This window comes from Geobacter psychrophilus (assembly GCF_056821595.1).
On record NZ_JBXDTU010000004.1, the window covers coordinates 3874963 to 3901114 of the forward strand.

The window sequence follows — 26152 nt, forward strand, 5'->3', positions numbered from 1 at the left end:
AAAAATTTCAGTAAAGCGGATACAAAAGAATCCATTTTCATGTGATCCACATGAAGCGATATTTGGGGGAGGTAGGTCATGAGCCTTGTAAAACTGTATGACACAACGTTGCGGGATGGGACACAGGCCGAGGATATCTCGTTTCTGGTTGAGGACAAGATCCGGATTGCCCACCGGCTTGACGATCTGGGGGTACATTATATCGAAGGCGGCTGGCCGGGAAGCAATCCCAAGGATGTGGCCTTTTTCAAGGATATCAAAAAAGAAAAACTCTCCCATGCCAAGATTGCTGCGTTCGGGTCAACACGCCGCGCCAAGGTTACGCCCGACAAGGACAACAATATCATCACCCTGATCAAGGCCGAAGCGGATGCCATTACAATCTTCGGCAAGACCTGGGATTTTCATGTGCGTGAAGCCCTGCGGATCTCGCTGGAAGAAAACCTGGAATTGATCTTCGATTCTTTGGAATATCTGAAGAAGAATGTTCAGGAGGTCTTCTACGACGCCGAACATTTCTTCGACGGCTATAAGGCCAACCCTGACTATGCCATCAAGACCCTCAAGGCGGCTGAAGCCGCCAACTGCGACTGCATAATCCTCTGCGACACCAACGGCGGCACCATGCCGTTCGAGGTGGCCGAGATCATCAGGACGGTCAAAAAGAACATAAAGACCCCGCTGGGGATCCACACCCATAACGACGGCGAGTGTGCCGTGGCCAATACCATGATTGCAGTCGAACAGGGCATCGTTCAGGTGCAGGGGACGATCAACGGTTTTGGTGAACGCTGCGGAAATGCCAACCTCTGCTCGATCATCCCGGCCCTCAAGGTCAAGATGAAGAGGGATTGCATCTCCGATGAGCAGATGCGTCATCTGCGGGATGTGTCCCGCTATGTCTACGAACTTGCCAATATCTCCCCCAACAAGCACCAGGCCTATGTGGGCAATTCTGCTTTTGCTCACAAGGGAGGCGTGCATGTCAGCGCCATTCAGCGCCACCCCGAAACGTACGAGCATATGCGGCCGGAGCTGGTGGGCAACTGCACCCGCGTGCTGATCTCCGACCTGTCCGGCCGCTCCAATATCCTGGCCAAGGCAGAGGAGTTCAATATCAATCTGGACAGCAAGGACCCGGTTACCCTGGAGATCCTTGACAATATCAAGGAGATGGAGAACCGCGGTTATCAATTCGAAGGTGCCGAGGCTTCATTTGAACTGCTGATGAAGAGGGCCCTGGGGGCCCATAAGAAATACTTCACTGTGCTCGGATTCCGGGTGATCGATGAAAAACGCGGTGAAGAGCAGAAGCCGATGGCAGAAGCAACCATCATGGTCAAGGTGGGGGGGAAGATTGAGCATACAGCCGCAGTGGGAAGCGGACCGGTCAATGCGCTCGACAATGCCCTGCGCAAGGCGCTGGAGAATTTCTACCCCAAGTTGAAGGAACTCAAGCTTCTTGATTACAAGGTGCGTGTCCTCCCGGCCGGCCTGGGAACGGCTTCGTCTATCCGCGTGCTGATAGAATCCGGTGACAAGCATTCCCGCTGGGGCACGGTGGGGGTCTCTGACAATATTATCGATGCCTCATACCAGGCATTGATCGACAGCATTGACTATAAGCTCCATAAAACTGAGGAGTAACCTAGGTGGCGGATGAAGATGGCAGCGAGCGCCCAGATCGCCGTGCCAGGCATCATTCACCGCACTATTTCCATCGTGCTGTACTCCTGATCTGTGCGGTTGCCATCTCTATTCCTGTTGTGTATAAAAGCCGTCCCGCTAGAGAAACATCTAGCGGGACGGCTTTTTCTCATCTCTCATCATCGTATGGCTTTGTCCGCGTCAGCGGCGATGTCAGGCATGCCGGCATGTATCCGCTTTCCGCCAATATGTTGACGGTGACCGCCATTAAAATGGCTGATCCCGTTTTGTCTAACCTGGATGGGCTTTCGGAGTGTGATGCTGCTGCGCCTCTGGTCAACGGCATGGCCCTGCACGTCTCTGCCCGCCCTGATGGAACAGTGCTGTTTACGAAAAGTTGCATGGCGGTCAATGAACGGATTGTGATGGGCATACCTCTCGATATAAACATCATGAACGAATCCGACTTCGATAAAGTGCCTGGAATCGGTCCGATGCTTGCCAAAAGGATTGTTGCATATCGTCAAAAAAATGGCGGAACGATGGCGACTGCTGATCTCCTGGCAGTCGAAGGAATCGGAAATACAAAATATAATCGCTTGTTGAAATACTTTAACAGGCTGTAATAAAACAGTTATTTGTGGGTTGTTAAAACTAGTTTCATTTTAAGTCATTAATTGGCACGCATGATGTAATGTTAGCCGGTATTAAGTGAAAAACTATCACACTACCGGGAGGGTTACCATGCAATGTCCTCGCTGCAAGGGCCGAATGTTTGCTGAAAAATTCTATGATTTTGTGCGCACCTTTGATGCCTGGAAGTGCACCTGCTGCGGCGAGTTGCTTGATTCTACCATTCTGGCAAATCGGGCACGCAGCAACAACACCCATCTCGGCTGATCGTTAGTTACATCTGTATACATCTGGTTAAAAAGGGAAACCCTGCAACGGGTTTCCCTTTTTGTTTGACAGGAACCGCTCTGAAGGGCTATTGAATTTATCCGCTTGAGTACGGCTTTTCGATACTTGAAAGTATAAAATGAAAATCCTTGGGGCTTATGATGAGAAATGACGGCAGAAAATTCGATGCATTGCGTCAGGTACGCATTACCAGAAGTTTTACAAAACATGCTGAAGGCTCCGTACTGGTTGAATTCGGCGATACAAAGGTGATCTGTACCGCATCGGTCGAGGAATCCGTGCCCCCGTTTCTTCGCGGTAAAGGCACCGGCTGGGTAACTGCGGAGTATTCCATGCTGCCGCGCGCAACCCACACCCGCTCTTCCCGCGAAGCGTCCAAAGGCAAACAGAGCGGACGTACGCTGGAGATTCAACGCCTGATTGGCCGTTCCCTGAGGGCGGTTACGGATCTGGCGGCCCTGGGCGAACGTTCCATTACCATCGATTGTGACGTGATTCAGGCCGATGGCGGAACACGTACCGCTTCCATTACCGGGGCCTACGTTGCCCTGCATGATGCCCTGACCACCCTGAAGGACAGGGGTCTGATCTCGCAGATTCCACTCAAGGAGGCTGTTGCTGCCGTCAGTGTCGGGATCATCGCTGGTGAGGCTGTTTTAGACCTTAACTATCCTGAGGATTCGTCGGCGGAAGTTGATATGAATTTCGTCATGACCGCCAGTGAGCGTTTTGTCGAGGTGCAGGGCACTGCCGAGGCAGAACCCTTTACCGTCAGGCAGATGGACGCCATGCGGGATCTGGCCACCGATGGTATCCGCAGACTTTTTGCCATTCAGTGCGAGGCGTTGTCCCGATGAACGAATTGGTTGTGGCTACCCGCAACCGGGGCAAGCTGACAGAAATACAGGCATTGCTTGATGGAATCGTTGATACGGTTCTCTGTGCTGCCGATATCCCCGGTTTTCCTGAAACGATCGAAGATGGGCTGACGTTTCAGGCGAATGCTCTGAAAAAGGCCCGTGAGGCGATGTTGTTCAGCGGGCTGCCGGCTCTGGCAGATGACTCGGGACTGACGGTGGATGCCCTGGATGGGCGTCCGGGCGTGTATTCGGCCCGCTTTGCCGGTGAAGGAGCTGATGATGCCGCCAACAACCTGCAGCTGCTGGAAGAACTGGCCGGTGTACCCGCCAGTCAGCGTCAGGCTGCTTTTGTCTGTGCACTGGCTTTTGTAACTCCTGCCGGAGTTGAGCGGATTTTCAGCGGCCGGGTAGGGGGAGTTATTCTGGAGTCAGCGCGAGGTGACGGAGGTTTCGGCTATGATCCGCTTTTCCTGGTTGATGGATTTAAACGCACCATGGCTGAACTTACCCTGCAGGAAAAAAACCATATCAGCCACCGTGGCCAGGCGTTACAACAATTCCGGGAATTTTTAGTAAGTTAGAAATTATTTTCTGCGCTTTTTGGCAAGAAATAATTTCGTTAACGCACTTATCCGGCTTGTCCGGGCTGGAACAGGAACGATAAATGAAAAAAGAACACAGTAATCAGAAACCCAAGCGTACCAGTCCTGCTGTGGCCTCATCTGCCCCAACCAACGATGTGGATGTGCGCCAGCGGACAAAATTCTCGCGCAATATGATCGTGGAGACGGCTGTTTTGGGCATAGATGATGACGGTTATGGCACCGCCCGCCTGGAGGGGATGGTGTTCAAGATCGGCGGAGCCCTGCCGGGCGATGTTGTGCTGGCCAGGATCGAGCACGTCTCCTTCGGCACGGTCATTGCCCGGTTGCACAAACTACTACAGCCATCGACAATGCGCAGCAAGCGCCCCCCCTGTCGGGTCAATGCCGAATGTCTCGGCTGTCCGCTGATCGCCATGCGGTATGTGGATCAGAAGGTCTGGAAGCGCGGTATGGTATTGAAGGAGCTGAATACGTACCCGGAACTGGCCGACATTACAGTACACCCGCTCCTGTCTCCCGAGCGGCTGATCCACTACCGTAATTCGGCTAAGCTGATTGTGGCCGGCAAGCATTCCGAGCCGTTTCTGGGGATCTATCGCCGCGCCAGCCATGATGTCTTCGACCTGGAAGAGTGCCCGATCCACCACCCTCTGATCAACCGTGTCATGGATGTGGTTCGGCGCGGAATCACCAAACTCAAGGTACCGATCTACAATCCGCGCAGCAAGATGGGACTGCTGCGCTACCTGGTGGTAAGGGTCTCCGAGTTCGAACAGAAGGCTATGGTGGTGTTGGTGACGGCCGCCAAGGGGTATAACGAGATCCATCACCTGACCAAGTTTATCCGCGAGGCGCTGCCGGAAATCGAGGTTATGGCCAGCAATATCAATAGCTCCGAGGGAAATGTCATCTTTGGCCAGAAAGACAGCTTCCTGACCAAGCAGCAGTACCTGACCGAGCAGATCGGCGATATATATTTGCAAATCTCGCCGCGCTCTTTTTTTCAGGTCAACACCCGAGGTGCCCAGCTGATCTACGAAAAGGTGCGTGAATGGATCGCCCCGGATCGCCGCATGACTGTGCTGGATCTGTACTGCGGCATCGGCGGGATCGGACTGTTCCTGGCCGGGCAGGCCAAAAAGGTGATCGGCATCGAGGTGGTGGAAGAGGCGGTGGCAGATGCCCGCAAGAATGCCCGCCTGAACGGTTTCACTAACTGCCGCTTTGAGGCGGGAGACGCGGCCGAACTGATGGAGGAATTAGCTGAAGAAGAGCGGATCGACGCGGTAGTGCTCAACCCGCCCCGTAAAGGGTGTGATGAAGCTGTGCTCAAAAGCGTGGCCACCCTGTCACCGTCACGAATCGTCTATGTCTCCTGCGCACCCCAGAGCCTGGCGCGCGATTTGGATATCCTGAAAAAACTGGGCTATGTCTGCCGTGAAATTCAGCCGGTTGATATGTTTCCCCAGACGGTTCATGTGGAAAATGTGGCACTCTTGGAAAAAAGCGATAAATCTACTTGACTTAGCTTGTAGATACTGGTATTAAATTTCTTCTCTTTTGATGAAGGCGCGTAGCTCAGGGGGAGAGCGCTACCCTGACACGGTAGAGGTCGACGGTTCGAGACCGTCCGCGCCTACCATTAAAAGCAGTAGTCTCGGGGCATCGATGGGTTCGATGCCTTTTCTGTTTCACCTACGCAGAGGATACCAAATGGCCGACATTAACGTTACGCTTCCTGATGGATCAACCAGGGCCCTGCCCGAGGGCGCAACTGTTGCCGATCTGGCTGCCTCAATCGGCGCCGGTCTTGCCAAAGCAGCCATAGCCGGCAGGATAGATGGTGAGCTGGTTGACACTGCGGCCGGCCTGCATGAGGGCGCCAGCGTCGCGATTATCACCGAAAAAAGCCCGGAAGCGCTGGAGATTATCCGCCACTCGGCTTCGCACCTGATGGCCCAGGCGGTCAAGGAACTGTTTCCAGCGGCCAAGGTGACGATCGGACCGGCTATTGAGAACGGCTTCTATTACGACTTCGATGTTGACCAGCCCTTCACGCCGGAGGATATCGAGCGCATTGAAGCAAAAATGGCCGAGCTGGCCAAGGCTGATACCAGGATCGAGCGCTCTGTGCTCTCCAGCGCCGACGCTATCAAAAAGTTTGAAGCAATGGGTGAGCCGTACAAAAAGGAATTGATCGAAGGGATCGGGGCCGAGACGGTCTCGATTTATACCCAGGGCGGTTTTGCCGATCTCTGTCGTGGCCCGCATGTCCCCTCGACCGGTCGTATCAAATCCTTTAAACTGCTCTCGATCGCTGGTGCCTACTGGCGTGGTGATGAAAAGAACCGCATGCTCCAGCGCATTTACGGTACAGCTTTTATCGATAAAAAAGAGCTTGAAGCGTACCTCAATCGATTGGAGGAGGCCAAACGCCGCGACCATCGCAAGCTGGGCAAAGAACTGGATCTGTTCTCCTTCTCGGATGAGGTCGGTGCAGGCTTTGCCATCTGGCACCCCAAAGGGGCCATGCTGCGCACGATCCTGGAGGATTTTGAGCGTCGCGAACACCTCAAGCGCGGATACGATATCGTGGTGGGGCCGCAGATACTCAAAACTGAATTGTGGCAACGGTCCGGCCACTACGAAAACTATCGCGAGAATATGTATTTTACCGAAGTGGATGAGCAGAGTTTCGGTGTAAAACCGATGAACTGTCTTGCACACATGATGATTTACAAGTCACAGTTGCGCAGTTATCGTGACCTGCCGCTGCGCTATTTCGAGCTGGGAACGGTTCACCGCCACGAGCGTGCCGGAGTTTTGCACGGACTGATGCGTGTACGCTGCTTTACCCAGGATGACGCCCATATTCTCTGTACCCCTGATCAGCTTGATGCAGAGATCAAGGGTGTCCTGAAATTTGTCAGCGAAGTCATGGGTATCATGGGTTTTGATTATGAGATGGAGCTTTCCACCCGTCCGGAAAAGTCTATCGGTGATGATGCCTCCTGGGAGCTTGCTACCAATGCTCTCACATCCGCTCTTAATGATACCGGGCGCCCCTATGAGATAAATGAGGGCGATGGAGCCTTCTACGGCCCCAAGATCGATATCAAGTTGCGTGATTGTCTTGACAGGCGGTGGCAGTGTGCTACTATCCAGTGCGATTTTACCCTGCCAGAGCGCTTTGATCTGCATTATATCGCTTCTGACGGTGAGAAAAAGCGTCCGGTCATGGTCCATAGGGTCATACTCGGCTCGATAGAGCGCTTTATCGGCGTATTGATTGAGCAGTATGCCGGCAGTTTTCCTCTCTGGCTGTCGCCGGTTCAGGCAACTGTGCTTACGGTCACCGATAGCCAGATTCCGTACGGTCAGCAGGTGCTGGCCGATCTCAGAGAAGCAGGCATACGGGTGCAGGGTGATTTCCGCAATGAGAAACTGAGTTTCAAGATTCGCGAGGCTCAGCTGCAGAAGGTCCCTTACATGCTGGTTATCGGCGATAAAGAGGTTGAACAGGGAACGGTGACGCCGCGCTATCGTGACGGCAAAAACCTTGATCCTATGAAAACCGGCGAATTTGCCGCATTTGTAGAACAGGAATCAAAGGAATACAAATAGTAGTATGTGCTATCGAGGTGACGGAGTGTTGAGCCGTCCCATCCAGGGGGTGTAGTCATAGCAAAGCCGACCGTGAATATAAACAATACCATCCGTGCTACAGAGATTCGTGTAATCGGTGCAGATGGGGAGGCCCTTGGGGTCATATCGACTGCTGAAGCTCTGGCTCTGGCAGAACAGCAGCAACTCGATCTTGTAGAAGTGTCGCCAAGTGCGGTTCCGCCAGTCTGCCGCATCATGGATTATGGCAAGTTCAAGTATCAGCAGAGCAAGAAGTTGCAGGAAGCACGCAAGAAACAGGTGCATGTAGAGGTTAAGGAGATTAAACTCCGTCCCAAAACCGATGATCACGACCTGGATTTCAAGGTCAAGCATGTACGCCGCTTCCTGGAAGAGGGCAATAAAGCCAAAGTGACGTTGGTTTTTCGCGGACGGGAGATTACCCACATGGATATCGGTCGCGCGGTTATAGAAAAGTTTGCGGCTGCACTGGCAGATATTGCTGTGATTGAATCCCATCCCCGCGTGGATGGTCGCCAGATGTTTATGATCGTGGCTCCCAAGGTAAAAAAATAACGCATCCGATTTTACTATAAGAATTTAATTACTACACTGAAGGAGAAGAACCATGCCGAAAATCAAAACCAATCGTGGCGCTGCCAAGCGCTTCAAAAAATCCGCCTCCGGCCGTATCAAGCGTGGCGGAGCCTTTACCAGCCATATCCTGACCTGCAAGAGCCGCAAGCGCAAGCGTAACCTGCGTCATGGCGGCATGGTCGCCGATGTTGACCAGAAGAATATTTCCAAGCTCATCCCGTACATGTAACGGGCCTATGCCAAGAACCGTGAGGAAACTGTCTCCCCTTGCGGATCTGGCGAAATAAAAACACGAAGGAGTAGATCATGCCACGCGTTAAAAGAGGTTTTAAAGCGAGACGCAGACGTAACAAGGTACTCAAGCTTGCCAAGGGTTACCGGGGCGCACGCAGCAAATTGTTCCGCAGTGCCACCGAGGCAGTTGACAGGGCTCTTAATTATGCCTTCCGCGATCGTCGCGTCAAGAAACGTGACTTCCGCAGTCTGTGGATCACCCGTATCAATGCAGCATCACGCCTGAATGGACTGTCCTACAGCAAGTTCATTTTCGGCCTCAAAAAAGCCAATGTTGAAATCGACCGCAAGGTTCTGGCCGACATTGCCGTCTCCGATCCTAATGGATTTATGGAGATCGCCAATCTGGCAAAAGCCGGCATCTAACAGCGTACGCTGTAATTCAAACATGAGGGAATGGGACCATATCCCATTCCCTTTTTTGTAAAGGTACATAGCATGCGGGAACAGCTTGAACAAATGAGAAAAGATGCCTTGCGCTGTATAGAACAGGCTGCTGACGAAAATGCCCTGCAGGATGTCCGGGTCAGGTTTCTTGGTCGCAAGGGTGAGTTGACCGGTCTGATGAAAGGCCTTGGTGCGCTTTCTGCGGAAGAGCGTCCGGTCGTGGGGCAGTTGGTCAATACCATCAAGGATGAGATCGAATCCACCCTTGACAGTGCCCTCAAGTCGGCGCGGGACCGGGAAGTACTCCAGCGGCTGCAATCGGAGCGGATCGATGTGTCCCTGCCGGGGCGGCGTTCAGTGTGCGGAACCAAGCATCCCATTACCCTGGTGATTGAAGAGGTTTGCGACATCTTCGCCGGGCTCGGTTTCTCGGTTGCCGAAGGTCCAGAGATTGAGCACGACTGGTACAACTTCGAGGCCCTCAATTTTCCCCCCGAGCATCCGGCTCGCGACATGCAGGATACCTTCTTTGTAGAGAACAACCTGCTGTTGCGAACCCATACCTCGCCGGTCCAGATCCGTACCATGCTCAAACAGAAACCTCCGGTTCGTATTATCGCACCCGGTACGGTCTATCGCTGCGATTCCGATGCTACCCATTCCCCCATGTTTCACCAGATTGAAGGCCTGATGGTGGATAAAGGGGTCACGTTCGGCGATCTAAAGGGCATGCTGACGACCTTTACCAACCAACTGTTTGGTCAGAAAACCGGCGTTCGTCTGCGTCCCAGTTTCTTTCCCTTTACCGAGCCGTCTGCAGAGGTGGATATCGCCTGTGTGATCTGTGGCGGCAAGGGGTGCCGGGTCTGCAAGCAGAGCGGCTGGCTGGAAATTCTGGGTGCCGGCATGGTCGATCCCGAGGTCTATCGCCATGTCAACTATGACGCCGAGGAGATTTCCGGTTTTGCCTTCGGCATGGGGATCGAACGCATCGCCATGTTAAAGTACGGCATTAACGATATGCGGCTACTGTTCGAAAATGATGTACGATTTTTGCGACAATTCTAACTACGATTGATGGTGTCCTGATATGAAAGTAACCTATAACTGGCTCAAAGAATTTGTCGATTTTGATCTTTCTCCTGAAGCGCTGGCTGATCTGCTCACCATGTTGGGCCTTGAAGTCGAGGGTATGGAAAAGCAGGGTTGCGGAATGGATGACGTGGTTGTCGCCATTGTCGAAGAAAAACGCCAGCATCCCAATGCCGATAAGCTCTCACTCTGCCGCGTCAACAATGGCACTGAAATCCTCGATGTCGTCTGCGGTGCCCAGAACTTTCTGCAGGGCGCTACGGTTGCCCTGGCGCAGATCGGAGCGATCCTGCCCGGAGATTTTAAAATCAAGCGCTCCAAAATCCGCGGCGAGGAATCCTGCGGCATGCTCTGTTCCGAGAAGGAGCTGGGTCTGGCAGAGGAAAGTGCCGGCATCATGGTCCTGCAGCCGGGACTGGTCCCGGGGACTCCGGTGTTTGAGGCCTTGGGGCTTAAGGATACCCTGCTGGAGATCGGACTGACTCCGAACCGGGCCGACTGCCTGAGCGTTGCCGGCATTTCCAGGGAGATCGCCGCCAAACTGGGCAAGAGTGTGCGTTATCCTGAAATGGAGATTTCCGAGGGAGTTGATGCTGCTGATGCAACAATTGGCGTAACCGTTGATGATGCAGATCTTTGCCCCCGATATGCCGCTCGTTATATTTCGGGTTGCCGGATTGCCCCCTCTCCCGAGTGGCTGGTCAAGCGGCTGAATGCGGTCGGGATGCGTTCCATCAGTAATGTTGTCGATGTCACCAACCTGGTGATGATGGAGCTTGGTCACCCGCTGCACGCCTTTGATTGTGAGCAGCTGGAGGGGCACAGGATCGTTGTCCGCAGGGCAGGGGAGGGTGAGCTGTTTACCACCCTCGACGGTCAGGAGCGCACGCTGACAGCCGATGATCTGGTTATCTGCGATGCCGTACGGCCGGTGGCACTGGCCGGGGTCATGGGCGGCCTCAATTCTGAAATCTCAGACACAACTGCCAATATTCTGCTGGAAAGCGCCTGGTTCAAGCCTGCTGCTATCCGCCGTACCAGCAAGCGTCTGGGGCTGCATACAGAGTCGTCCCACCGGTTTGAACGGGGGGCGGACATCGGCATGGTAGCACGTGCGCTTGATCGGGCCGCATCATTGATTGCTCAACTATCGGGCGGTGTGGTCGCACGGGGTGTCGTGGATGTGTATCCGGGCAAGACCACACTGTCTGCCATTACCCTACGGCCTGAACGTGCCAGCTCCTTGCTGGGTATCGAGCTTTCAAAGCAGGAAGTAACGGATATTCTGGTGCGCCTCGAATGCACTGTCCGCGAGACTGCTGATGGCACCCTGGAAGTCATTCCGCCCACCTATCGCATTGACCTGGAGCGGGAGATTGACCTGGTGGAAGAGGTTGCGCGGATGAAGGGCTATGATGCGATTCCCACGACCATGCCGATCGCCCGCGTCGTATCAGACCTTCCTACACTGCAGCAACGTATGGAGCGTTCTGTCCGGGATATTCTTGTTGCCCATGGCATGAACGAGATCATCAACTTCAGTTTTATATCACCTGATGCGGCTGACAAGCTGTTGCTTGCTGATGACGACATTCGCAGGACAGCCATCAAGCTTGCCAATCCGTTGGTAGCAGAACAATCGATCATGCGCACCTCTCTATTGCCCGGCGTTCTTGAAGCAATTTCCCGCAACCTCAGTTTTCGTACCATGGATCTCAAACTGTTTGAGATCCGTCGCCGTTACCTGCCGACCGCTGAAGAGATGCCGTCAGAGCCGCTTTGTATTGCCGGTGCACTGACCGGGTGCCGGGTTGAATCCGGTTGGAGCTCTGTCCGTGATCTCGTTGATTTTTACGATGTAAAAGGGATTATTGAAAATCTGCTGGAACTCCTCCATATTCGAGGGGTTAAATGGGTTGCTGATTCTCCGGAAACGTACTATCATCCCGGAAAATCATGCAGCGTCATGGTCGGCCGGGATCGGATCGGATCGTTTGGAGAGATTCACCCCACGGTACAGGTGAATTTTGAAATCGAGAAACCGGTCTACGCTTTTGAGTTGGATTTTGCAAAGCTGGTGAAACTCTCCAGCCAAAAGTACAGCATCACCGCACCATCCCGGTTTCCTGACAGTACCCGCGATGTGGCCCTGCTTGCCCCGGATGAGTTGCCGGCTGACAGGATTCTCGAGTGCATTAATGCCGTCAAGGCCCAGGAGATCGAGCAGGTGGAGATTTTTGATGTGTACCGTGGTGCCGGTATTGAGACGGGGTTCAAGAGTATTGCCATTCGTATTCGATACCGCTCCTACGAACGTACACTTACGGATGATGAAATCGGCGGCATTCATGCCAAGGTAATTGCCTCTCTGGTGAATAAACTAAATGTATCAATAAGATAAAAACCTGTTGCGAAATGAAATTCACTGTGTTATAAAAATTTCCCTTCGTTTTCAATAAGTAAATCGTGCACATAGAGGTTGTTATGACCAAAGCAGACATCGTAGAGCGAATTCACCAGAAGATTGGCTTTTCCAAGAAAGAATCATCTGAAATGGTTGAGTCGGTTTTCAGTATTCTCAAGAATACGCTTGAATCCGGTGAAAAGATTAAAATTGCAGGTTTCGGCAATTTTGTTGTCAAGCAGAAGGCAGACCGTCGTGGGCGTAATCCCCAGACGGGTGATACCATAACCATCGTTGCCCGTCGTATTCTCACATTCAAGCCGAGCCAGGTGCTTAAAAACGCCATCAACACACCCGTGAAAGAGGCCAAATAGCGAACTGACTCATGGGCATAACTATTCCCGACAAATTGTATTACAAGATCGGCGAAGTAGCCCAGATGGCAGGCGTCAAGACTTCAGTATTACGTTTCTGGGAGTCGGAGTTTGCTTTTCTTTCCCCGGAGAAGAGCACAACAGGACAGCGCCTGTATTCAAAAAACGAAGTTGATCTTGTTCTTCAGGTACGTCGTCTTCTGTATGAAGAGAAATTTACGATAGAAGGTGTAAAAAAAAGGATTTCTCAAAAAGGAAAACTTATCAATTCAGAGGATATGCTTCCACATGTTGTCTCTGGTGATCAAACCCTTCTGCTGAAAGAAATCAAGTCCGCATTGCAGATGTTGAGGAATCAACTGTAATACAAAGCACCACGGGGCGTAGCGCAGCCTGGTAGCGCACTAGACTGGGGGTCTAGTGGTCGCAAGTTCAAATCTTGTCGCCCCGACCATATAGATAAAGGGTTTGCAGACATTCTGCAGACCCTTTATTTTTGCCTCTGCCTCTTACGGCCTCTTACATTTTCACAGTGAAGCTTACCACCGCACCGAAACATCCACAAAAGCCCCTGCTCCGAGTTTACCGCCAACCGTACCAGCGCCCCCAATCGCACCCAGATTGACCGAACCTATTCGCAAGATATCCTGCCGAGCGTATATAATGGCGGTATCGCCACCCGTAGAGACGCCAGCCAATGCCCCTACTTCCGTTTTACCGCCAAAACCAAACAGGGGCCGGGCCTCTTCCTTCGTGATAATCTCAGTCTTGCCGGTATCCGTATTCGTAACCGCTCCGATAGTATAACCGCCCTCCGATGGCTTCACCCTGCCGGTACCGACAAGCTCCAACTTCGGATCACTCAGAATAATTTCCGGGATATTCATTTTTTTAACAGCGGTTTCCTTATCGTATGCCTGTAGCGTTACCGGCTGCGTTGTGTGTGTGGGCGCATTTGCCATGCCATCAGCCGGTTTTGCTGCTGTATAGATACCAGTGGCAGGCTTTTTGTAAATAAACAGCTTGTAGGCAAAGGCCAACCCTGACAGCACCAGAATACCTAGGCCGATATACAACAGGGTGCGTTTGCCCTTTTCAGGGATTATTGGCAGATTGATCTGCATTGGCAGTCACCTTGACTTCCTTGTAAGCTGCTATGCCTTTGTCAATTGACACCGCTCCGACAAAAACTCCGACGATAAAATACACCAGGTCAAGCACCGATGCCGGAATAACCGGAAGCGCCCAGTTGCGAATGGTGACAATGCTGATCAGCGTAATAATCATCAGCACAAACAGAAACAGACAGAGACGCTTTGTACTGCCCTGCTGATCGTTTGGATCGCTGAGTGTTGATTTTATCCAGGTGAAAAACGCCATAATATTACCCCCTGTTGAGTGGTGACCACCCGGTTAGTTTTTCCACGATCCAGAGGATCGGGAATACGATCAATAATAGAATCGAAAAGAATATTTTTTTAATTGTGTTCATACCTACCTCCAAATTATTCAGGCCAGTCTTTCTTTTTCAAGTATATCAATCAGATTGTCATAGCGACGGATTGTGTCAGCCTTACCCCGCTTGGTTTCTGAATATTTCCAGGTCAGTTTCATTGCCAGGACATCGGCGGCGGTTATCGGATGTTTAATCTTTCGCAGAAATGATGCCGAGCCATTGCCCAGACTGCCGTACTGGTTGACCGTATCAGCCAGCGCCAGCAATGCGCCGGTGTCTGTTACCGGGATTTTATAAGAATTGCAAAAATTTACTGCAGATTCGACACACTCCCCCAACTGTGCCTCATCATAGCGGGTTATGATATCGGCATGAGCGGCCAGACGCGGGGCAAAAGGCTTCACGTCAATCGTCTGCTTGACAACTCCGTCGATCTCATCATGGGTAAAGCCGCATTCCGACAAACAGGCCAATGCCGTTGAATTATTCTGCGTATCCCATTGTACCCGGCCAAAACTCCAGCCGGATTTACCAGAGCGGATTCCGTCAGGATCAGAGAAGCGATAGATAAAATCCTCATTACTATCGCACTCGTTTTGGAAGATCAGGCCAGCGAACAGCTCAAGCATTGTTTTCATTCTTTTTTCTCCATGCAATATGAACAGGTAAACAACTCAGGATAGAGGCATTTTGCGCCGGTAACAGGGCAATAGCGGGGTTCCATATCAGTGGCCTCCGTTGGCTTTTAGCCATGACACGAGGGCGGACTTCACCATGATGATAATCCCCGATACCATGCCAGTCACCAAACTGGTGATGATAACGATGGAGGCAATTTTCTGTGTCCGGTTGATATTCTTGGCTACTGACTTGATGGTATCCTGCTCATCTTCCTCGAAGGGGCATTTGTGCGGCATGTTAGCAACTTTGGCAATTCGGTAGATCAGGAGAACATCACCTTTGGTCAGGGAGTATTCCCGGCGTTCCTGTCCGAAATGTTCGGCAGAATCAGGCAGTGACTCCATTATGTCTTGCAACTTATCTACTTCTGTTTCCTGGTTATCTGGCATTTCCGTGGCCCCCGTTATTTTTTTTATGACTGATCTCAAATATCAGCGTAATTTTATTATCCTTGCGTTCCCCGGATATAATTGTTCCGGTATAGATAACTCCGCTTGAATCAATCAATTTTGCTTTTTTCATCATTGCGTAACCCTTGGCAAAATCTCAGTAGGTATCCTCACGAAAATATGATAGACGCCCACTGGATATGGAAGCTTGATTTCAGTAAATCCCGTCTTCCCCGATAACGCCGCTGTTTGTGCTGCCGTCAATCGTAGCGACCACTTGACCTGTGCTTCATCATCAACAGTAATGGTGTAGGTTGCCAGTACGACCCCTGCCGGTGATTTTGCTGATCTCAATTCTGCTGTAGGCCAGTAGCCGCCCTCAAACGGGTATGGGTCAGAGCCAAGCCGGTATTGCATAGCGAAACGGAAATCAGTCCCGGCCATCATCTTCAGCTTTTGCATATCTTCCAGAACATTACCGTAAGTCGTTAAGTCCGGTTGATCCAGCTGGATTCCATACGGGCCTATATCTGCCTGTGTGCCGGGTGCTTCAAGTTTGATCTCACTGGCGGCTCCGGTTGGCTGTGTAACGATCTGTGTTGCTTCGCCTTCATTTAGTACCGTAACGGTGATCCATTCGGCGGCGAAAGCGGAAAACGGAAAGCACAGCATTATGAAAAGGATTACGCGTGTCATCTGGTAACGGTTGGTCGTACTGCCGCTTTGCCGGTCAGGATGTAGGATACAAACCCAGTGGTGTCAGTCTGCTTTAAATCCCAAAGACCAGACTTGCCCGATAGAGTGGCCGTTTGAGCCTTTGACAATCTCAGGTCGATTGCCATTTTACCTGTTAATGGATTTCTCTTACGTACTGCGCTGAAATTGGCAAAGATAGTGCCTGCCGGGTATGCTGCTGATCTGAATTGCGCCGAGTATGAAGGGCTGGACATGTTGACAAAAGTCCCTGAGTTATCCCGTATCATCACCATCAGACTGTAATCAGCTCCAGCCAGCATGATAACGTCAAAGAGAGTTGGTAAGTTTGGTTGCTCCGCTGCTCGTGATCCGCAAGCCAGTGACAGAACCAGCGTGATCCCTGTAATCAATCGTTTCATAATTTAACCTCTCCACGGGCCACCAACAGGGCCGGGCCAAGGTCAGGAATATGCACCAATGACCAGAGTTGCTTTTTATCAGTTTTCGCGGCAATCGCTGCCGTCTGTTTGCCTGTCAAACGCAAGAGAACTGCGGTTGCATCCACGGTACTGGCTTCTATATACATGCGAGCTGTCACGCCATCAGACAGCGGTGATCCGTTGCCGACATAAGCCAGGTAGTAATTATTCAAATTAGTAGTTGGTGCGGAATCCTTGTATTTCCACTGCACAATCATGCTCCACGGTTCACCGGGAACGATGGTGATATCGTGTTCAAAGATTACAGCGGCCCGGGCGGGAAGTGATACCAACATTAGGAATATTCCTATCAGAATCAATTTCATTGTTTCTCCTGTTCAACGCCGTAGTGCCATACCAGCCGGGAGGTTACGAATCAGCCCCCTACTACAGGTCGCTCTCCATCGCTTGATGTTTCTGGCATGGCAACTACGGCTTTATGACTACCCCTGCCGGCCGGACAGTAAGTGAGCCACTTCCCTGCTTTATGGTAACGTTGCTGAATTTTACCCGGCCGTTTGTTGTATGGAATATGACGGCGGGGGCAATGAACATGCTGACTGCAACGGATAAGATAATGTAGGTTTTCATATTGCTCCCGTTCTGAAAGTGGATCTGCATAGATTTGTTGAATAGTTGGTCATCACCTTGGCTGAAGATGTATTGGTATAGGTATAAGTGCAGGGGTTCAGGCCCCAGGGAGCATTGTCGCCTGGTGCTATCACAGACATATAACTCCTTGCGTCACTGTACCAACTTTCGAATATGGCGCTACGAATAGTGTAGGTCGTATTTGCCGCTAGCGTCCCGACAGAAGCCGTTCCCCAAAAGAAAGCATCAACCTGATCCTGAGTTGCTGCGGTTTCATTCACATAGCCGAACTGAGGCAAACCAGCATTGTTTTTGCCGCCATAGAAAAGACCTTTAATGCTGACACCTGATACACCTGGTATTGAAATATTTGTTCCAACAACGCCCCTTGATCTCCAAATACCTCCAACGACCAAAGGAGTTGACCGACTTACGTTGGTCATGCCGTTAAACGGATAAACGTACATATGATTAAAAACAGGGACTCCAGATAAAGTTCCACCGTTTTCCCAACTTATACCCGTTATGACACCCCTACGATTACGAGTTAAATTAGTAATTTTGTAACCTTCATTTGGTGAAGTAGATGCGCTTGAATTTATTTGAAACGTCTTTGTATAATTGGGATCCCAGGCCGATTGATAGGCGACAGATTTTAAGCCTGCCCCGGTCAGGTTTTTGGACCCGCTTGCATTCTGGTAAATCAGCATCCGATCATTGTCATTGAATTTTGTGGCATCCGGGAAATTGTAGTATTGCTGTGCCGCCTGTATTGAGACAGCGCACAGAATCAAAGCGGTGATTATCAGAAGTTTTTTCATTGGCTATACCCTTTCGATGATTTCCAGCGGCATGTCTGACCGGTTGAAATAGGGAAATGACAAAGGCGATGCTGCTTTGATACGGGCAATAAAGGAATACATCAGCATATCTGCTGCTGCATGGGTGACCTCTGTTACAAACAGGAGTTCGCCGGCCATGGTCAGGTTCTTGACCATCAACAGACCTGTTCGGGCTTCAGCTGGAGTCTGATCCGGAAAGGTCATGATCTCACGTCGACGTGGTTGCCTTGCCTCGATCCAGTCGACACCGCCCAGGGACTCCTCAATGACATCCCGCAGATCGTACCCTAATTGATACCCGACCAGCATTGACCGAGCGGGTTCATATCTTCCTTCGCCCAGCCAGCAGCGGCCCAGTTCGATGTATCCCGCCGAGTTGCCGGTGTCCGAGATTTCAATCTTCCAGTACCGGGCGGTCTTGTAGCTGGTGAAGACGAAGGTCCAGTTTTTATGATTATCTGCCACGTCATTGGCAGTGAAACCTGCCGGCCATGCTGTGACGGTTCCTGTGTCCGCACCTGACACCATCGTCGTATATCCGGAATCAGAGAAACCCCGCGCCCTGATCGTACCGGCTGCGCTGATATTGTGAGCAGCCAGACTGATCACCCGGATATTCAAAGCGGACCCAAGATCCGCCAGGATGATACTGGAGGCCGCCAGAGCGTTGGTAGATCTGGCAACGTGTGACAATAACGGATCTTGCAGGTTGGACAGCGGAGCTGTGGCCTGCCATGATCCGCCCGAGAGTGCCGCGGCCAATAACCTATCTGGGAAGGATAAAAGCGGCACGTTACCCCCAAAGTTCCAAAGTCATTGATCTGTTTTTGTGGTCGGCTTCGGTCGCTATGATTTTCATAGGTCGGCCCGCTGTGTAGCCATAGCGGGAGTGTTTGACCAGGATGGTTCGGCCCAGGGAAGTAAGTTGAGAAATGTCATCGGGATTATCGTTGGTACGAAGCATTAAAGTGCTTGCGGTTGCTGCCGAGCCTGTATATCCGCCAAAATTGAAAATATGACCGTTATGATAGCAACCCATGCTGTATGAACGGGAAAAGGGTGTTATAGACTTTTTAGTCCACGGCCCTGTCAGGTTGGCCATGTCAATCGAATACATTTCACCAAAAATATGTCCGGTGTCATAACCTCCAACTACATACCACCTATTATTTAGTATGAAGGAAAAGGGGTAACCCCGGCCACTCGGGAAATCAGTAACCGCAGCATCATTCCAGCCAGCAGCCAGATTTTGAGTATCAAGCCTTTGGGATACAAGCGGGAACCATCCGCCTGAACTCCAATTATAACCACACGTCTGATAGATATACCGTGAATCAAAAGCAACGGCGGGACTTACTGTCTGCTCGGCAGGTATAGGCACGGTTGTTGTGTCCCATGCCCCGGTTGGAGCAGCCAGATCAAGGATTCTAACGGCACGGTCAATAGCATATGTAGTCATTGTGCCGCCATTTCCGACCAAATAGACTTTGCTCCCGATCAGGCAGGCTGTGAGACCGGATATGCCGTTCGGCAGGTTAGTGACCCCTGCATTATCCCAGGCGCCCTGAGGATTAGCTAAATTCAGCCTCATAGTATCTGGTTTATGATAATTGCCCCCGTACGTGTAAGCGCCATAGCCGCCAAAAACATAGAGATAATTGTTGTAAACGCACACACCAGGCCCATTGATACCTTTAGTCGGAGTGGTTTGATCGGGGTATAAAATAGGCGTCAGCACCTCCCACGCACCCTGGGGATTGTTTAAATCCAAGCGCCAGACATCGTTGTATCTAGTAGATCCGTATGATCCTCCCACGATGTAAAGATAACCTGTTGGCGCGTCATACCAATATCCGGACTGTTGTCTGTTCCCCGGCATCTCACTGATCGCCTCATCATCCCAATATCCACCCGCAGGATACTGAATGGACTTCATCGGAAGTTTCGCCTTCAGCCGATCCCGGCGAACCTTCCGCAACGCCAGCGCAAGTCCACCCACTGCATCTGCATCTGCAAGAGCATCAAGATTCGTTTTCATGGTGATTTCAGGAGCCAGCGCGTGAACGGTCTTGATTGTTGCATCCTCAGCTTTGGTGCGGATGTACTCCATGGCCAGCAGATTGCGGCGATCTGTGGTCAGCTGCGTTCCATTGTCCGGTTCAAATGTCAGCTGGTTGTTGTTGACACTGCCGGCAAGCCCGGAATTTTGCACAGTCCAGTTTTTGGCAAAGTCCACATTCACCCGCCACACCGGGACGCCTTTGCCACCATCAGCAGTTGCAAGGCGCTCAATGCTGACATCCTCATCGGTCGTCAACGTCATTATTGCTTGAGTAGCGACAGGTGCGGTCAGCTGTTTTGCCCAGAAGTTGCCCAGGTTATCGAATCCCCACCAGGCCCCCACGGATGCACACAGGATATCAAGCAGTTCTGTGGTGGTCTGATCGCCTCCACCGGTATAGATCCCCACTACATAGGGCGCTGCCTTGGCAAGATCAATCAGGGATTGTACAACTATGGCTGTCGGTCCTACTTTCTCAGCTGCCAGACGACCAATGAGTGAAGATGCAATCCGGTCATCAGCCGTAGCACCCTGGACGGCATCCGCAGTAACGGTACCAGCCGGTGAACTGCCCAGCCTAAATAACCCCTCGGACAGACAGGTATCGAACGTGCCGGCTGCAGGGGCGTTTGCCTGAAGCGCAGCGTTATTGGCACGATCAATACCGGCAACCAGCCCCACACCATTGTCATAAACAGCAGTGATTGAATACACGGCGGAGTCATGCAACTGATAAATCAGCTTTGATGAATTGACCGGAATGGGTGTGACGTTGTTGCACTTTCCGAGTAAGCGTGGTTTCGGCTTATCCTTGAGTTCTGCGGTTCCTTCTATGCCATCGGGCAAGGCGTTATTACCTAGATAATGAACTGTCTGACACGGGGTAGACAGCATCGTGGTTTTATCCTTCAAACTGAGAGTGACACGGCTCCACGACACCTCCGGCTGTTCAACGGTACCGGTAATGATCGTCGCAAAGGTTGACAATGCCGTCCCAGGGTTACCCTGTTTGACAACACAGAGTTGACCATCGAAGCCAAGATCAACAAACGAGTCCAGGCCGCCATCCGAGTTGATCAGAACAATTTCGCCATAACCGCCCGAGCTGCTGCCGCTGGTTGTGCCTTCAGCGAACATGTTCTGTCGGAATAAGCCTGGCTGCTCAACACGGGGTGAGTAGAAGGCATTCGGCGGAGTATCGGTCGGCAGCGAAGTATAACCGGTACCGCTGCAAAACCTATGGACTACACCAGTGCTATCTGTGGCCTCTACGAGATAGATTGTCTCAAGGTTCATGCCCTTTGCCTCACAAGTGATGTTTTGTTGGTCAGTTCTTCACCGTTCCGTGCCTGCTGCCTGAGTAGTGCTACGGCCTCACCAAATCCAGCCTGCAATGTACGAATGACTGCTTTCAGCTCAGCGACGGTTTCCCGGTTATCCGCTGAAGCCAAGCCCGAGAGGGTTACCGGGATACTGCGGCCATCGGGAAGGGGTACTGCGGCTTCTGGCCCCGCTTCACCAAAGATTGAGGCCTGGTTGGCAATGCCGCCTTTGGCATAGTAGTTTGTAACTGTTCGTGAAGACGTATTGTAAAGACCCGGATTATCTATTGTCATAATTGCCCGAGTTACATGAGCATTACCAATGGTTGCACCCAACGACGAAATGTTGCCGGCAGTTGCAAAAGAAACCGACGCCAAATATGTAGCTCTTGTCTGAACAGTATTTAAATAGCTCGCGGCTGATCCCAAAACACCTGATGCAGCAATCTGGGCATTCCATGAAGCCTGATAATCGGACATTGCCTTACCAATTCCAGAGGCGCTGGTAAGGTTGGTGCCAATTGCGCCCGCGACGGTATTGGTAGCCCCTGTGGTTGTGCCCAATGCAGCAGTTACTGCTTGTACTGCCGTCAGGGTACTGGCGCTGCCAGTCAACGCCGCTGTAACAGAACTGACCGCACCTACCACACCAGCGTTGCCAAGATTGGTATTGACGGTACCAACTGCGACGTTTGTTCCTCCTACTGCAGAGGTTAATCCTCCTGATCCGGATACGGCCGTTGTGGCTCCCGATATGGCTCCGGTGAGTCCTCCGGTACCGGAAACAGCAGAGGTAGTGCCGTTGATAGCTGAGTTGAGAGTACCGCTTGCAGTATCAAGATTCTGTAACCTCAGATACTGGTCATTCAAAACGCTGGTGGTATCCGAACCGTTTAAGATATTAACCATCGTGGTCAGGGCGAGCAGCTGCTGCTCGGCAATAGTTTTTTGCGCTCTGGCGATTTCTGCAGCCAGGTTCAGGTCGCTTTGCACTCCGTTGAAATCAGAGACATATGCGCCACCCGATGCATTGTAACCTCTCGAAGCGTCAAGAAAGGTCTGGGCCACAGATGCAATCTGTTCGAGAGCCCTGCTATCACCGCTCAACGCAAGATTGGCCGTAGCAACATAATCACTTTTGGCTTTTTGATATTTTTGTTCTGGTGACAGGGTTGAAAGGTTCCCTCCCATCAAGGTTGAAATCATATTTAAAATTGCATTTAAAGCGCTGGATGAGGTTGTAAGTGTGGTCTGGACTTTCGTGGAAAAATCAGAGATGGTTTTGTCCAGCACTGTTTTTGCCTTGTTCAGCAGTGCTGTGGCAGCGTCATATGCTTTTTGAGCGATAGAGACCCACTGATCGGCCATTAGCTTTTCCATTTCCAATTGCTGGACCATGATCAGCTTGGAAGTGTCCAGTCCTTGCTGCTTTGCTGCCAATAGTTCTGTTTCGTGTTTGGTCTGCAACTTGAGTATTGCCGCCTCATCATTCATGCCTGCAATGCTCAAGACCCTTTGCTGAAGGTCAAGGTAGAGATCTTCAGTTGCTTTTTTAAATACCGCTAAAGCCCTGGCTGCTGCCTCTACGGCCGCTTTTTGGGCGGCAATCTTTGCGTTATATTCCTCGATAGTCATGCCAAACCCGGTTACGGTGTTTTCCATCCCCTTGGTGACCCACTGCAATTGACCGGCGGCATTTATTACCTGATTTTGCCCTGTATGCTCCCAGTTCGCCTGGCCACCAACAAAACCCATACCGGATAGCGAACCGGCAGCGGCGCCCAGATCTGTAATGTCCCCGATTCTGGTTGTATGACTACCTCCGGAGAATGTGCCCGATGATTGCCCCACGGAAAAATCAGAGGCAAGGGCCTCTGCCATTGTGGTGGCCGTGGCCAGAGTAGCTTTTTTTATTTCCTGCTGACGATGCAACTCTTCGGTTTGACGTCCCATGCTGTCGGTCAAATCGTTTTGAATCCCCAACATCTTCAACAAGGTACTATTCGTCTCATCATTGATGTCTTTGCGTTCGTAGGCGTGTGTTATTTCAGTCTGTATTGCTGAAAGCCTGCCGGCGTCTGTGGTCTGGCCGGCCAGATTCATGGCTTCAATTTCTTTGTCGTACTGGGCCATTTTCTGTTTATACGCCAATGTAACCTTGAGGTTTTCAAGCTCCCTGGTATCAACGTCACGGCCAAGTATTTTTGCAATCCTGATGCTTTCCTCAAGAACGCTGATTTCCCGTTTCCGGTTGAATATTTCAAGGTCGATCGCGTTCTGTTGTCGCAGCAGATCATTTATCTGCATCTGCTTTACAGCCTGTTCTTCCAGTTGCGCCCGTAACTTTGGATTTGATTCAGTTACGATCTGATCAAGCAGGGCTTTTTCCTGCTGGCTCAACTCAATAACTTTCGTTCTGAGTCCCGCCTCTTCAGAGGCCATACCCTGGGCTTCGAGTCCCGTTTTATATAAGGCCTGCATGGCGGTAGCCTGGCTATTGATCGCATCAAGGGTTTTACGGCGGGCCTCAAGCTCCTTGGAGATATCCAGCTGTTTCTGAGCGGCCAAAGCGGCCTGGGCTTCAGGTGCCTTATTGAGCATGGTCTTATATGCGTCAGTCTCTTTATTCAGCTTGATCTGGAGTGCCGTGGCTTTTTCGTATTCCCCGACTGATTCCATCTGTGCCACAACGATCTTGCCCCATTCGTCACGATGCTTTTTAACAAACAGTTCTTGCTCTTGCGCAGCAGCTGCAGCCCGATTTGCAGCGCCGGCCGCAATCTGACGTTTTTCGAGTTCGGCCTGTTTTTCCTTCTGGGCAAGTTGTGTCGCCTGGTTGTCACGATCCGCGTACATCTTCTTGGCGGCATCCTGGAACTTGGTTGAGTTTTCCCACTGCTTGCTAACCAATTCAGCCCAGGTTTTACCGGTCAACATCAAGTTGTCAAAACTCTCTTTGGCCCCACTGAAGTCTCCTATCAAGGCTTGACCAATGGCTTTTGCGCCGTAATAGAGCTGTGTGAATCCGGCAACCCCTGTGATGACCAGAGTGTTCAAGGCATGGTACGCGATCATCAAGCCGTCAACTATGACAGCGACGGCCATAACCATGTCCTTGCCCCATTCTTTCATCTGGCCTTCACGCTGGAGCTTTTCGGCCTCGGTATTGGCCTCTTTCAGCCCTCCGGTGAATGCCTGAACTCCAACAATCAGCAGATCGTTGAACACGCTGCCGGCAACAACCTTCAGGTTATCCATGTAACGCTGCATGGAGCTGATCTGTTTGCTGGCGGTGCCCATGGCTGCCTCATATACTCCGGCAATGTCTTTGCCCTTCAACATGGTGGCGTTCATGTTCGCCTGCACTTTTTCAGTGGCTGTCAACTCTTGAGCAGTTTTTCCAAGTTTGGCGGCCAGCAGTTGCTGCGAAGCGTTGAAATCAACGTTCAGTCCCAGGGTCTTCATGATCTCGACTTCACCACGTTGGATACCTGTGACCATCTGCTGAAAGGCTTCCGATGAATTCATTTGACCTATAACGGCAGCGTCTTGTGCTATGCGGGCAAGTTCTGATGATTTGGCCAGATCCATGTGAGCAGAGGACATCTGAGTAAGCACTTGGCGGGATTCCGTCATTGAAATACCGGTTTTTTGAAGGCTGGACTGGAACGCCTGCATCTGCTGGCCGGTGTATCCGGCATTATTGCCAACGGTAGTCATGACAATGCCAAGGGTTTCATACCTGGCTGCAGCCATTGCGGCATCTTTGGCATAGTCCATCAGTTTGTAAGTGGCGAAAGCAACAACAGCGCCTTTGATGGCGTTCTCTATTTTGCTCATACCCTGGGCCATGGCTTCAGTTGCCGTCGTGACCTTTTTTGTCTCGGTAGAAACCTGGTCGCCACCCATGGCTTTAAACAGAATCGCTATTTCATTGAGTAGTGCCATGATGGTTACTCCTTAATCCGGACACGTTGCACAGACCTGGTCTAGGGCGTTTCCGTAAACCTTCTGGCAAGCTTCAATCTCACTACCTCCGCAGTATTCACCGCGGGCCTGATGCCGTTTTTCTGTGGTTTTCTTCCCGTTTTTGGCGGCCAACCAGGCAGCATCCATTCTTTTCAACGCCATGATTTCCCAGGGCGTAGGTTCGAAAAATGATGACCAGGACTGTAATTCATTCCAGCTGATACAATTTGGATAGGCGAACCCGCCAGCCGTGCCGGCAATGACCGTATAGTTTCTTCCCAGAGAGAGTTCAGAGAACCAGATACAGAGATGGTCCGACTCATCTCCGATACCCATGCCGGGCTCAATGGGCGGAAACGTTCCACTGATTGCAAATCGCTCCGCCCATCCGGCCAGACTTTGGATCAGGGTTTCAAAAAATTGCTTCTATCACCGATCTCTCTATCTACCTGCTCACGCAACCAGGCAAAACCCGGATCAGAATAAACGCGACGGCTATTGTCCGGAGTACATTCAATGAATTCTCCATCGGTAAGTTCGATCTCGTTACGCTCGCCTTCCTTCCAGCCGGCGGTGCAGGCAACCAGAACCTCAATTGATTCGGCGTCCAGCTCTTCAGCGGTCAGATTCCGTGGACTGCGCGCCTTTTTGGCCGCTTCCATGCGTCGATTTTGTTGTTTGCGGGTAATGTCCCGGAAAGCCTTGCTGTCGGTACCGCGAACAAAGAAGGTTATTCCCAGGGGAAGATTGGTATACGGGTGGAGGATCTCTACGGCGGCCCCTTGTTCAGAAGCTACTGCGGTATTGAGTTTAGCGAGTGACATGAATTCTCCTTTGATTGAATGAATGTTAACCCATAG

Annotated in this window: 28 protein-coding genes and 2 tRNA genes; 17 read left to right on the forward strand and 13 right to left on the reverse strand. The window is 51.4% G+C overall.

Annotated elements, in window-relative coordinates; all coding sequences use genetic code 11:
* Nucleotides 1–78 precede the first annotated feature (78 nt).
* From cimA to ACOCF6_RS20605, 16 genes are all read left to right on the forward strand, one after another.
* The gene (gene cimA / locus ACOCF6_RS20530; RefSeq protein ID WP_482462184.1) at nt 79–1647 is read left to right on the forward strand and encodes a citramalate synthase; all 1569 of its coding nucleotides are present in this window, start codon (nt 79–81) and stop codon (nt 1645–1647) included.
* A gap of 5 nt (nt 1648–1652) precedes the next feature.
* Nucleotides 1653–2273 carry a ComEA family DNA-binding protein gene (locus ACOCF6_RS20535; RefSeq protein ID WP_482462185.1) on the forward strand — a complete coding sequence of 207 codons (621 nt, stop codon included), beginning with the start codon at nt 1653–1655 and terminating at the stop codon, nt 2271–2273.
* Nucleotides 2274–2391: 118 nt separating this feature from the next.
* Nucleotides 2392–2547, forward strand: a complete 156-nt coding sequence (locus ACOCF6_RS20540; protein WP_482462186.1) for a hypothetical protein — start codon at nt 2392–2394, stop codon at nt 2545–2547.
* Between the two features lie 161 nt (nt 2548–2708).
* Nucleotides 2709–3425, forward strand: coding sequence for a ribonuclease PH (gene rph, locus ACOCF6_RS20545; RefSeq protein WP_482463414.1), 717 nt, complete (start codon nt 2709–2711; stop codon nt 3423–3425).
* A complete protein-coding gene (locus ACOCF6_RS20550; protein ID WP_482462187.1) occupies nt 3422–4009 on the forward strand; it encodes an XTP/dITP diphosphatase in 588 nt (195 codons plus the stop codon). Before rph ends, ACOCF6_RS20550 begins: the two co-directional genes overlap by 4 nt.
* 83 nt (nt 4010–4092) lie before the next feature.
* Nucleotides 4093–5556, forward strand: a complete 1464-nt coding sequence (rlmD, locus tag ACOCF6_RS20555; RefSeq protein ID WP_482462188.1) for a 23S rRNA (uracil(1939)-C(5))-methyltransferase RlmD — start codon at nt 4093–4095, stop codon at nt 5554–5556.
* Between the two features lie 44 nt (nt 5557–5600).
* A tRNA-Val gene (locus ACOCF6_RS20560) sits at nt 5601–5675 on the forward strand.
* A gap of 71 nt (nt 5676–5746) precedes the next feature.
* Complete coding sequence (gene thrS, locus ACOCF6_RS20565; protein WP_482462189.1) at nt 5747–7657, forward strand: threonine--tRNA ligase; 1911 nt, start codon at nt 5747–5749, stop codon at nt 7655–7657.
* A 57-nt stretch (nt 7658–7714) separates the two neighbouring features.
* A complete protein-coding gene (gene infC, locus ACOCF6_RS20570; RefSeq protein ID WP_482463416.1) occupies nt 7715–8233 on the forward strand; it encodes a translation initiation factor IF-3 in 519 nt (172 codons plus the stop codon).
* A gap of 52 nt (nt 8234–8285) precedes the next feature.
* On the forward strand, nt 8286–8483 hold the full coding sequence (gene rpmI, locus ACOCF6_RS20575; RefSeq protein ID WP_482462190.1) for a 50S ribosomal protein L35: 198 nt from the start codon (nt 8286–8288) through the stop codon (nt 8481–8483).
* Between the two features lie 77 nt (nt 8484–8560).
* Nucleotides 8561–8914, forward strand: coding sequence for a 50S ribosomal protein L20 (rplT, locus tag ACOCF6_RS20580; protein WP_482462191.1), 354 nt, complete (start codon nt 8561–8563; stop codon nt 8912–8914).
* Between the two features lie 72 nt (nt 8915–8986).
* A complete protein-coding gene (pheS, locus tag ACOCF6_RS20585) occupies nt 8987–10003 on the forward strand; it encodes a phenylalanine--tRNA ligase subunit alpha (RefSeq protein ID WP_482462192.1) in 1017 nt (338 codons plus the stop codon).
* A 22-nt stretch (nt 10004–10025) separates the two neighbouring features.
* Nucleotides 10026–12428 (forward strand): phenylalanine--tRNA ligase subunit beta, encoded by a 2403-nt coding sequence (pheT, locus tag ACOCF6_RS20590; RefSeq protein WP_482462193.1) that lies wholly within the window; start codon nt 10026–10028, stop codon nt 12426–12428.
* A gap of 83 nt (nt 12429–12511) precedes the next feature.
* A complete protein-coding gene (locus ACOCF6_RS20595; RefSeq protein ID WP_482462194.1) occupies nt 12512–12805 on the forward strand; it encodes an integration host factor subunit alpha in 294 nt (97 codons plus the stop codon).
* An 11-nt stretch (nt 12806–12816) separates the two neighbouring features.
* Nucleotides 12817–13170, forward strand: a complete 354-nt coding sequence (locus ACOCF6_RS20600; RefSeq protein ID WP_482462195.1) for a MerR family transcriptional regulator — start codon at nt 12817–12819, stop codon at nt 13168–13170.
* A 12-nt stretch (nt 13171–13182) separates the two neighbouring features.
* Nucleotides 13183–13259 (forward strand) — tRNA-Pro (locus ACOCF6_RS20605).
* 85 nt (nt 13260–13344) lie between these two features.
* Here ACOCF6_RS20605 and ACOCF6_RS20610 read toward each other — a convergent pair.
* From ACOCF6_RS20610 to ACOCF6_RS20660, 11 genes are all read right to left on the reverse strand, one after another.
* The gene (locus ACOCF6_RS20610; RefSeq protein ID WP_482462196.1) at nt 13345–13929 is read right to left on the reverse strand and encodes a hypothetical protein; all 585 of its coding nucleotides are present in this window, start codon (nt 13927–13929) and stop codon (nt 13345–13347) included.
* Entirely contained in the window at nt 13901–14185 is a 285-nt protein-coding gene (locus ACOCF6_RS20615) for a hypothetical protein (RefSeq protein ID WP_482462197.1), read from the reverse strand. Before ACOCF6_RS20615 ends, ACOCF6_RS20610 begins: the two co-directional genes overlap by 29 nt.
* A 129-nt stretch (nt 14186–14314) precedes the next feature.
* On the reverse strand, nt 14315–14899 hold the full coding sequence (locus ACOCF6_RS20620) for a hypothetical protein (RefSeq protein ID WP_482462198.1): 585 nt from the start codon (nt 14897–14899) through the stop codon (nt 14315–14317).
* 87 nt (nt 14900–14986) lie between these two features.
* Nucleotides 14987–15331, reverse strand: coding sequence for a hypothetical protein (locus ACOCF6_RS20625; protein ID WP_482462199.1), 345 nt, complete (start codon nt 15329–15331; stop codon nt 14987–14989).
* Between the two features lie 132 nt (nt 15332–15463).
* Nucleotides 15464–16027: a hypothetical protein gene (locus ACOCF6_RS20630; protein ID WP_482462200.1), complete on the reverse strand. Its 564-nt coding sequence runs from the start codon at nt 16025–16027 to the stop codon at nt 15464–15466.
* Nucleotides 16024–16446: a hypothetical protein gene (locus tag ACOCF6_RS20635; protein ID WP_482462201.1), complete on the reverse strand. Its 423-nt coding sequence runs from the start codon at nt 16444–16446 to the stop codon at nt 16024–16026. Before ACOCF6_RS20635 ends, ACOCF6_RS20630 begins: the two co-directional genes overlap by 4 nt.
* The gene (locus ACOCF6_RS20640; RefSeq protein WP_482462202.1) at nt 16443–16832 is read right to left on the reverse strand and encodes a hypothetical protein; all 390 of its coding nucleotides are present in this window, start codon (nt 16830–16832) and stop codon (nt 16443–16445) included. The genes ACOCF6_RS20635 and ACOCF6_RS20640 overlap by 4 nt, the downstream gene beginning before the upstream one ends.
* Before the next feature lie 261 nt (nt 16833–17093).
* Nucleotides 17094–17918 carry a hypothetical protein gene (locus ACOCF6_RS20645; protein WP_482462203.1) on the reverse strand — a complete coding sequence of 275 codons (825 nt, stop codon included), beginning with the start codon at nt 17916–17918 and terminating at the stop codon, nt 17094–17096.
* Nucleotides 17919–17921: 3 nt separating this feature from the next.
* Nucleotides 17922–18731: a hypothetical protein gene (locus ACOCF6_RS20650; protein WP_482462204.1), complete on the reverse strand. Its 810-nt coding sequence runs from the start codon at nt 18729–18731 to the stop codon at nt 17922–17924.
* A gap of 1 nt (nt 18732) precedes the next feature.
* Nucleotides 18733–21297 carry a Kelch repeat-containing protein gene (locus tag ACOCF6_RS20655; RefSeq protein WP_482462205.1) on the reverse strand — a complete coding sequence of 855 codons (2565 nt, stop codon included), beginning with the start codon at nt 21295–21297 and terminating at the stop codon, nt 18733–18735.
* Nucleotides 21294–24914, reverse strand: a complete 3621-nt coding sequence (locus tag ACOCF6_RS20660) for a hypothetical protein (protein ID WP_482462206.1) — start codon at nt 24912–24914, stop codon at nt 21294–21296. The genes ACOCF6_RS20655 and ACOCF6_RS20660 overlap by 4 nt, the downstream gene beginning before the upstream one ends.
* Nucleotides 24915–24974: 60 nt before the next feature.
* Between ACOCF6_RS20660 and ACOCF6_RS20665 the strand changes: the two genes are divergently transcribed.
* Nucleotides 24975–25265: a hypothetical protein gene (locus ACOCF6_RS20665; protein WP_482462207.1), complete on the forward strand. Its 291-nt coding sequence runs from the start codon at nt 24975–24977 to the stop codon at nt 25263–25265.
* An 18-nt stretch (nt 25266–25283) separates the two neighbouring features.
* On the opposite strand, the gene ACOCF6_RS20670 is transcribed toward ACOCF6_RS20665, so the two are convergent.
* Entirely contained in the window at nt 25284–25628 is a 345-nt protein-coding gene (locus tag ACOCF6_RS20670; protein WP_482462208.1) for a hypothetical protein, read from the reverse strand.
* Nucleotides 25629–25696: 68 nt separating this feature from the next.
* Nucleotides 25697–26116: a hypothetical protein gene (locus ACOCF6_RS20675; RefSeq protein ID WP_482462209.1), complete on the reverse strand. Its 420-nt coding sequence runs from the start codon at nt 26114–26116 to the stop codon at nt 25697–25699.
* Nucleotides 26117–26152: the final 36 nt, after the last annotated feature.

Coding starts and splice junctions, on each gene's coding strand:
- ACOCF6_RS20630 (WP_482462200.1), bottom strand. CDS start 16,027: ATGACACGCGTAATCCTTTTCATAATGCTGTGCTTTCCGTTTTCCGCT.
- rph (WP_482463414.1), top strand. CDS start 2,709: ATGAGAAATGACGGCAGAAAATTCGATGCATTGCGTCAGGTACGCATT.
- ACOCF6_RS20645 (WP_482462203.1), bottom strand. CDS start 17,918: ATGAAAAAACTTCTGATAATCACCGCTTTGATTCTGTGCGCTGTCTCA.
- ACOCF6_RS20610 (WP_482462196.1), bottom strand. CDS start 13,929: ATGCAGATCAATCTGCCAATAATCCCTGAAAAGGGCAAACGCACCCTG.
- ACOCF6_RS20540 (WP_482462186.1), top strand. CDS start 2,392: ATGCAATGTCCTCGCTGCAAGGGCCGAATGTTTGCTGAAAAATTCTAT.
- ACOCF6_RS20600 (WP_482462195.1), top strand. CDS start 12,817: ATGGGCATAACTATTCCCGACAAATTGTATTACAAGATCGGCGAAGTA.
- cimA (WP_482462184.1), top strand. CDS start 79: ATGAGCCTTGTAAAACTGTATGACACAACGTTGCGGGATGGGACACAG.
- ACOCF6_RS20675 (WP_482462209.1), bottom strand. CDS start 26,116: ATGTCACTCGCTAAACTCAATACCGCAGTAGCTTCTGAACAAGGGGCC.
- rplT (WP_482462191.1), top strand. CDS start 8,561: ATGCCACGCGTTAAAAGAGGTTTTAAAGCGAGACGCAGACGTAACAAG.
- ACOCF6_RS20660 (WP_482462206.1), bottom strand. CDS start 24,914: ATGGATCTGGCCAAATCATCAGAACTTGCCCGCATAGCACAAGACGCT.
- ACOCF6_RS20670 (WP_482462208.1), bottom strand. CDS start 25,628: ATGGGTATCGGAGATGAGTCGGACCATCTCTGTATCTGGTTCTCTGAA.
- thrS (WP_482462189.1), top strand. CDS start 5,747: ATGGCCGACATTAACGTTACGCTTCCTGATGGATCAACCAGGGCCCTG.
- ACOCF6_RS20655 (WP_482462205.1), bottom strand. CDS start 21,297: ATGAACCTTGAGACAATCTATCTCGTAGAGGCCACAGATAGCACTGGT.
- ACOCF6_RS20640 (WP_482462202.1), bottom strand. CDS start 16,832: ATGAAATTGATTCTGATAGGAATATTCCTAATGTTGGTATCACTTCCC.
- ACOCF6_RS20615 (WP_482462197.1), bottom strand. CDS start 14,185: ATGGCGTTTTTCACCTGGATAAAATCAACACTCAGCGATCCAAACGAT.
- pheT (WP_482462193.1), top strand. CDS start 10,026: ATGAAAGTAACCTATAACTGGCTCAAAGAATTTGTCGATTTTGATCTT.
- ACOCF6_RS20620 (WP_482462198.1), bottom strand. CDS start 14,899: ATGAAAACAATGCTTGAGCTGTTCGCTGGCCTGATCTTCCAAAACGAG.
- ACOCF6_RS20625 (WP_482462199.1), bottom strand. CDS start 15,331: ATGCCAGATAACCAGGAAACAGAAGTAGATAAGTTGCAAGACATAATG.
- rlmD (WP_482462188.1), top strand. CDS start 4,093: ATGAAAAAAGAACACAGTAATCAGAAACCCAAGCGTACCAGTCCTGCT.
- pheS (WP_482462192.1), top strand. CDS start 8,987: ATGCGGGAACAGCTTGAACAAATGAGAAAAGATGCCTTGCGCTGTATA.
- ACOCF6_RS20595 (WP_482462194.1), top strand. CDS start 12,512: ATGACCAAAGCAGACATCGTAGAGCGAATTCACCAGAAGATTGGCTTT.
- rpmI (WP_482462190.1), top strand. CDS start 8,286: ATGCCGAAAATCAAAACCAATCGTGGCGCTGCCAAGCGCTTCAAAAAA.
- ACOCF6_RS20550 (WP_482462187.1), top strand. CDS start 3,422: ATGAACGAATTGGTTGTGGCTACCCGCAACCGGGGCAAGCTGACAGAA.
- ACOCF6_RS20635 (WP_482462201.1), bottom strand. CDS start 16,446: ATGAAACGATTGATTACAGGGATCACGCTGGTTCTGTCACTGGCTTGC.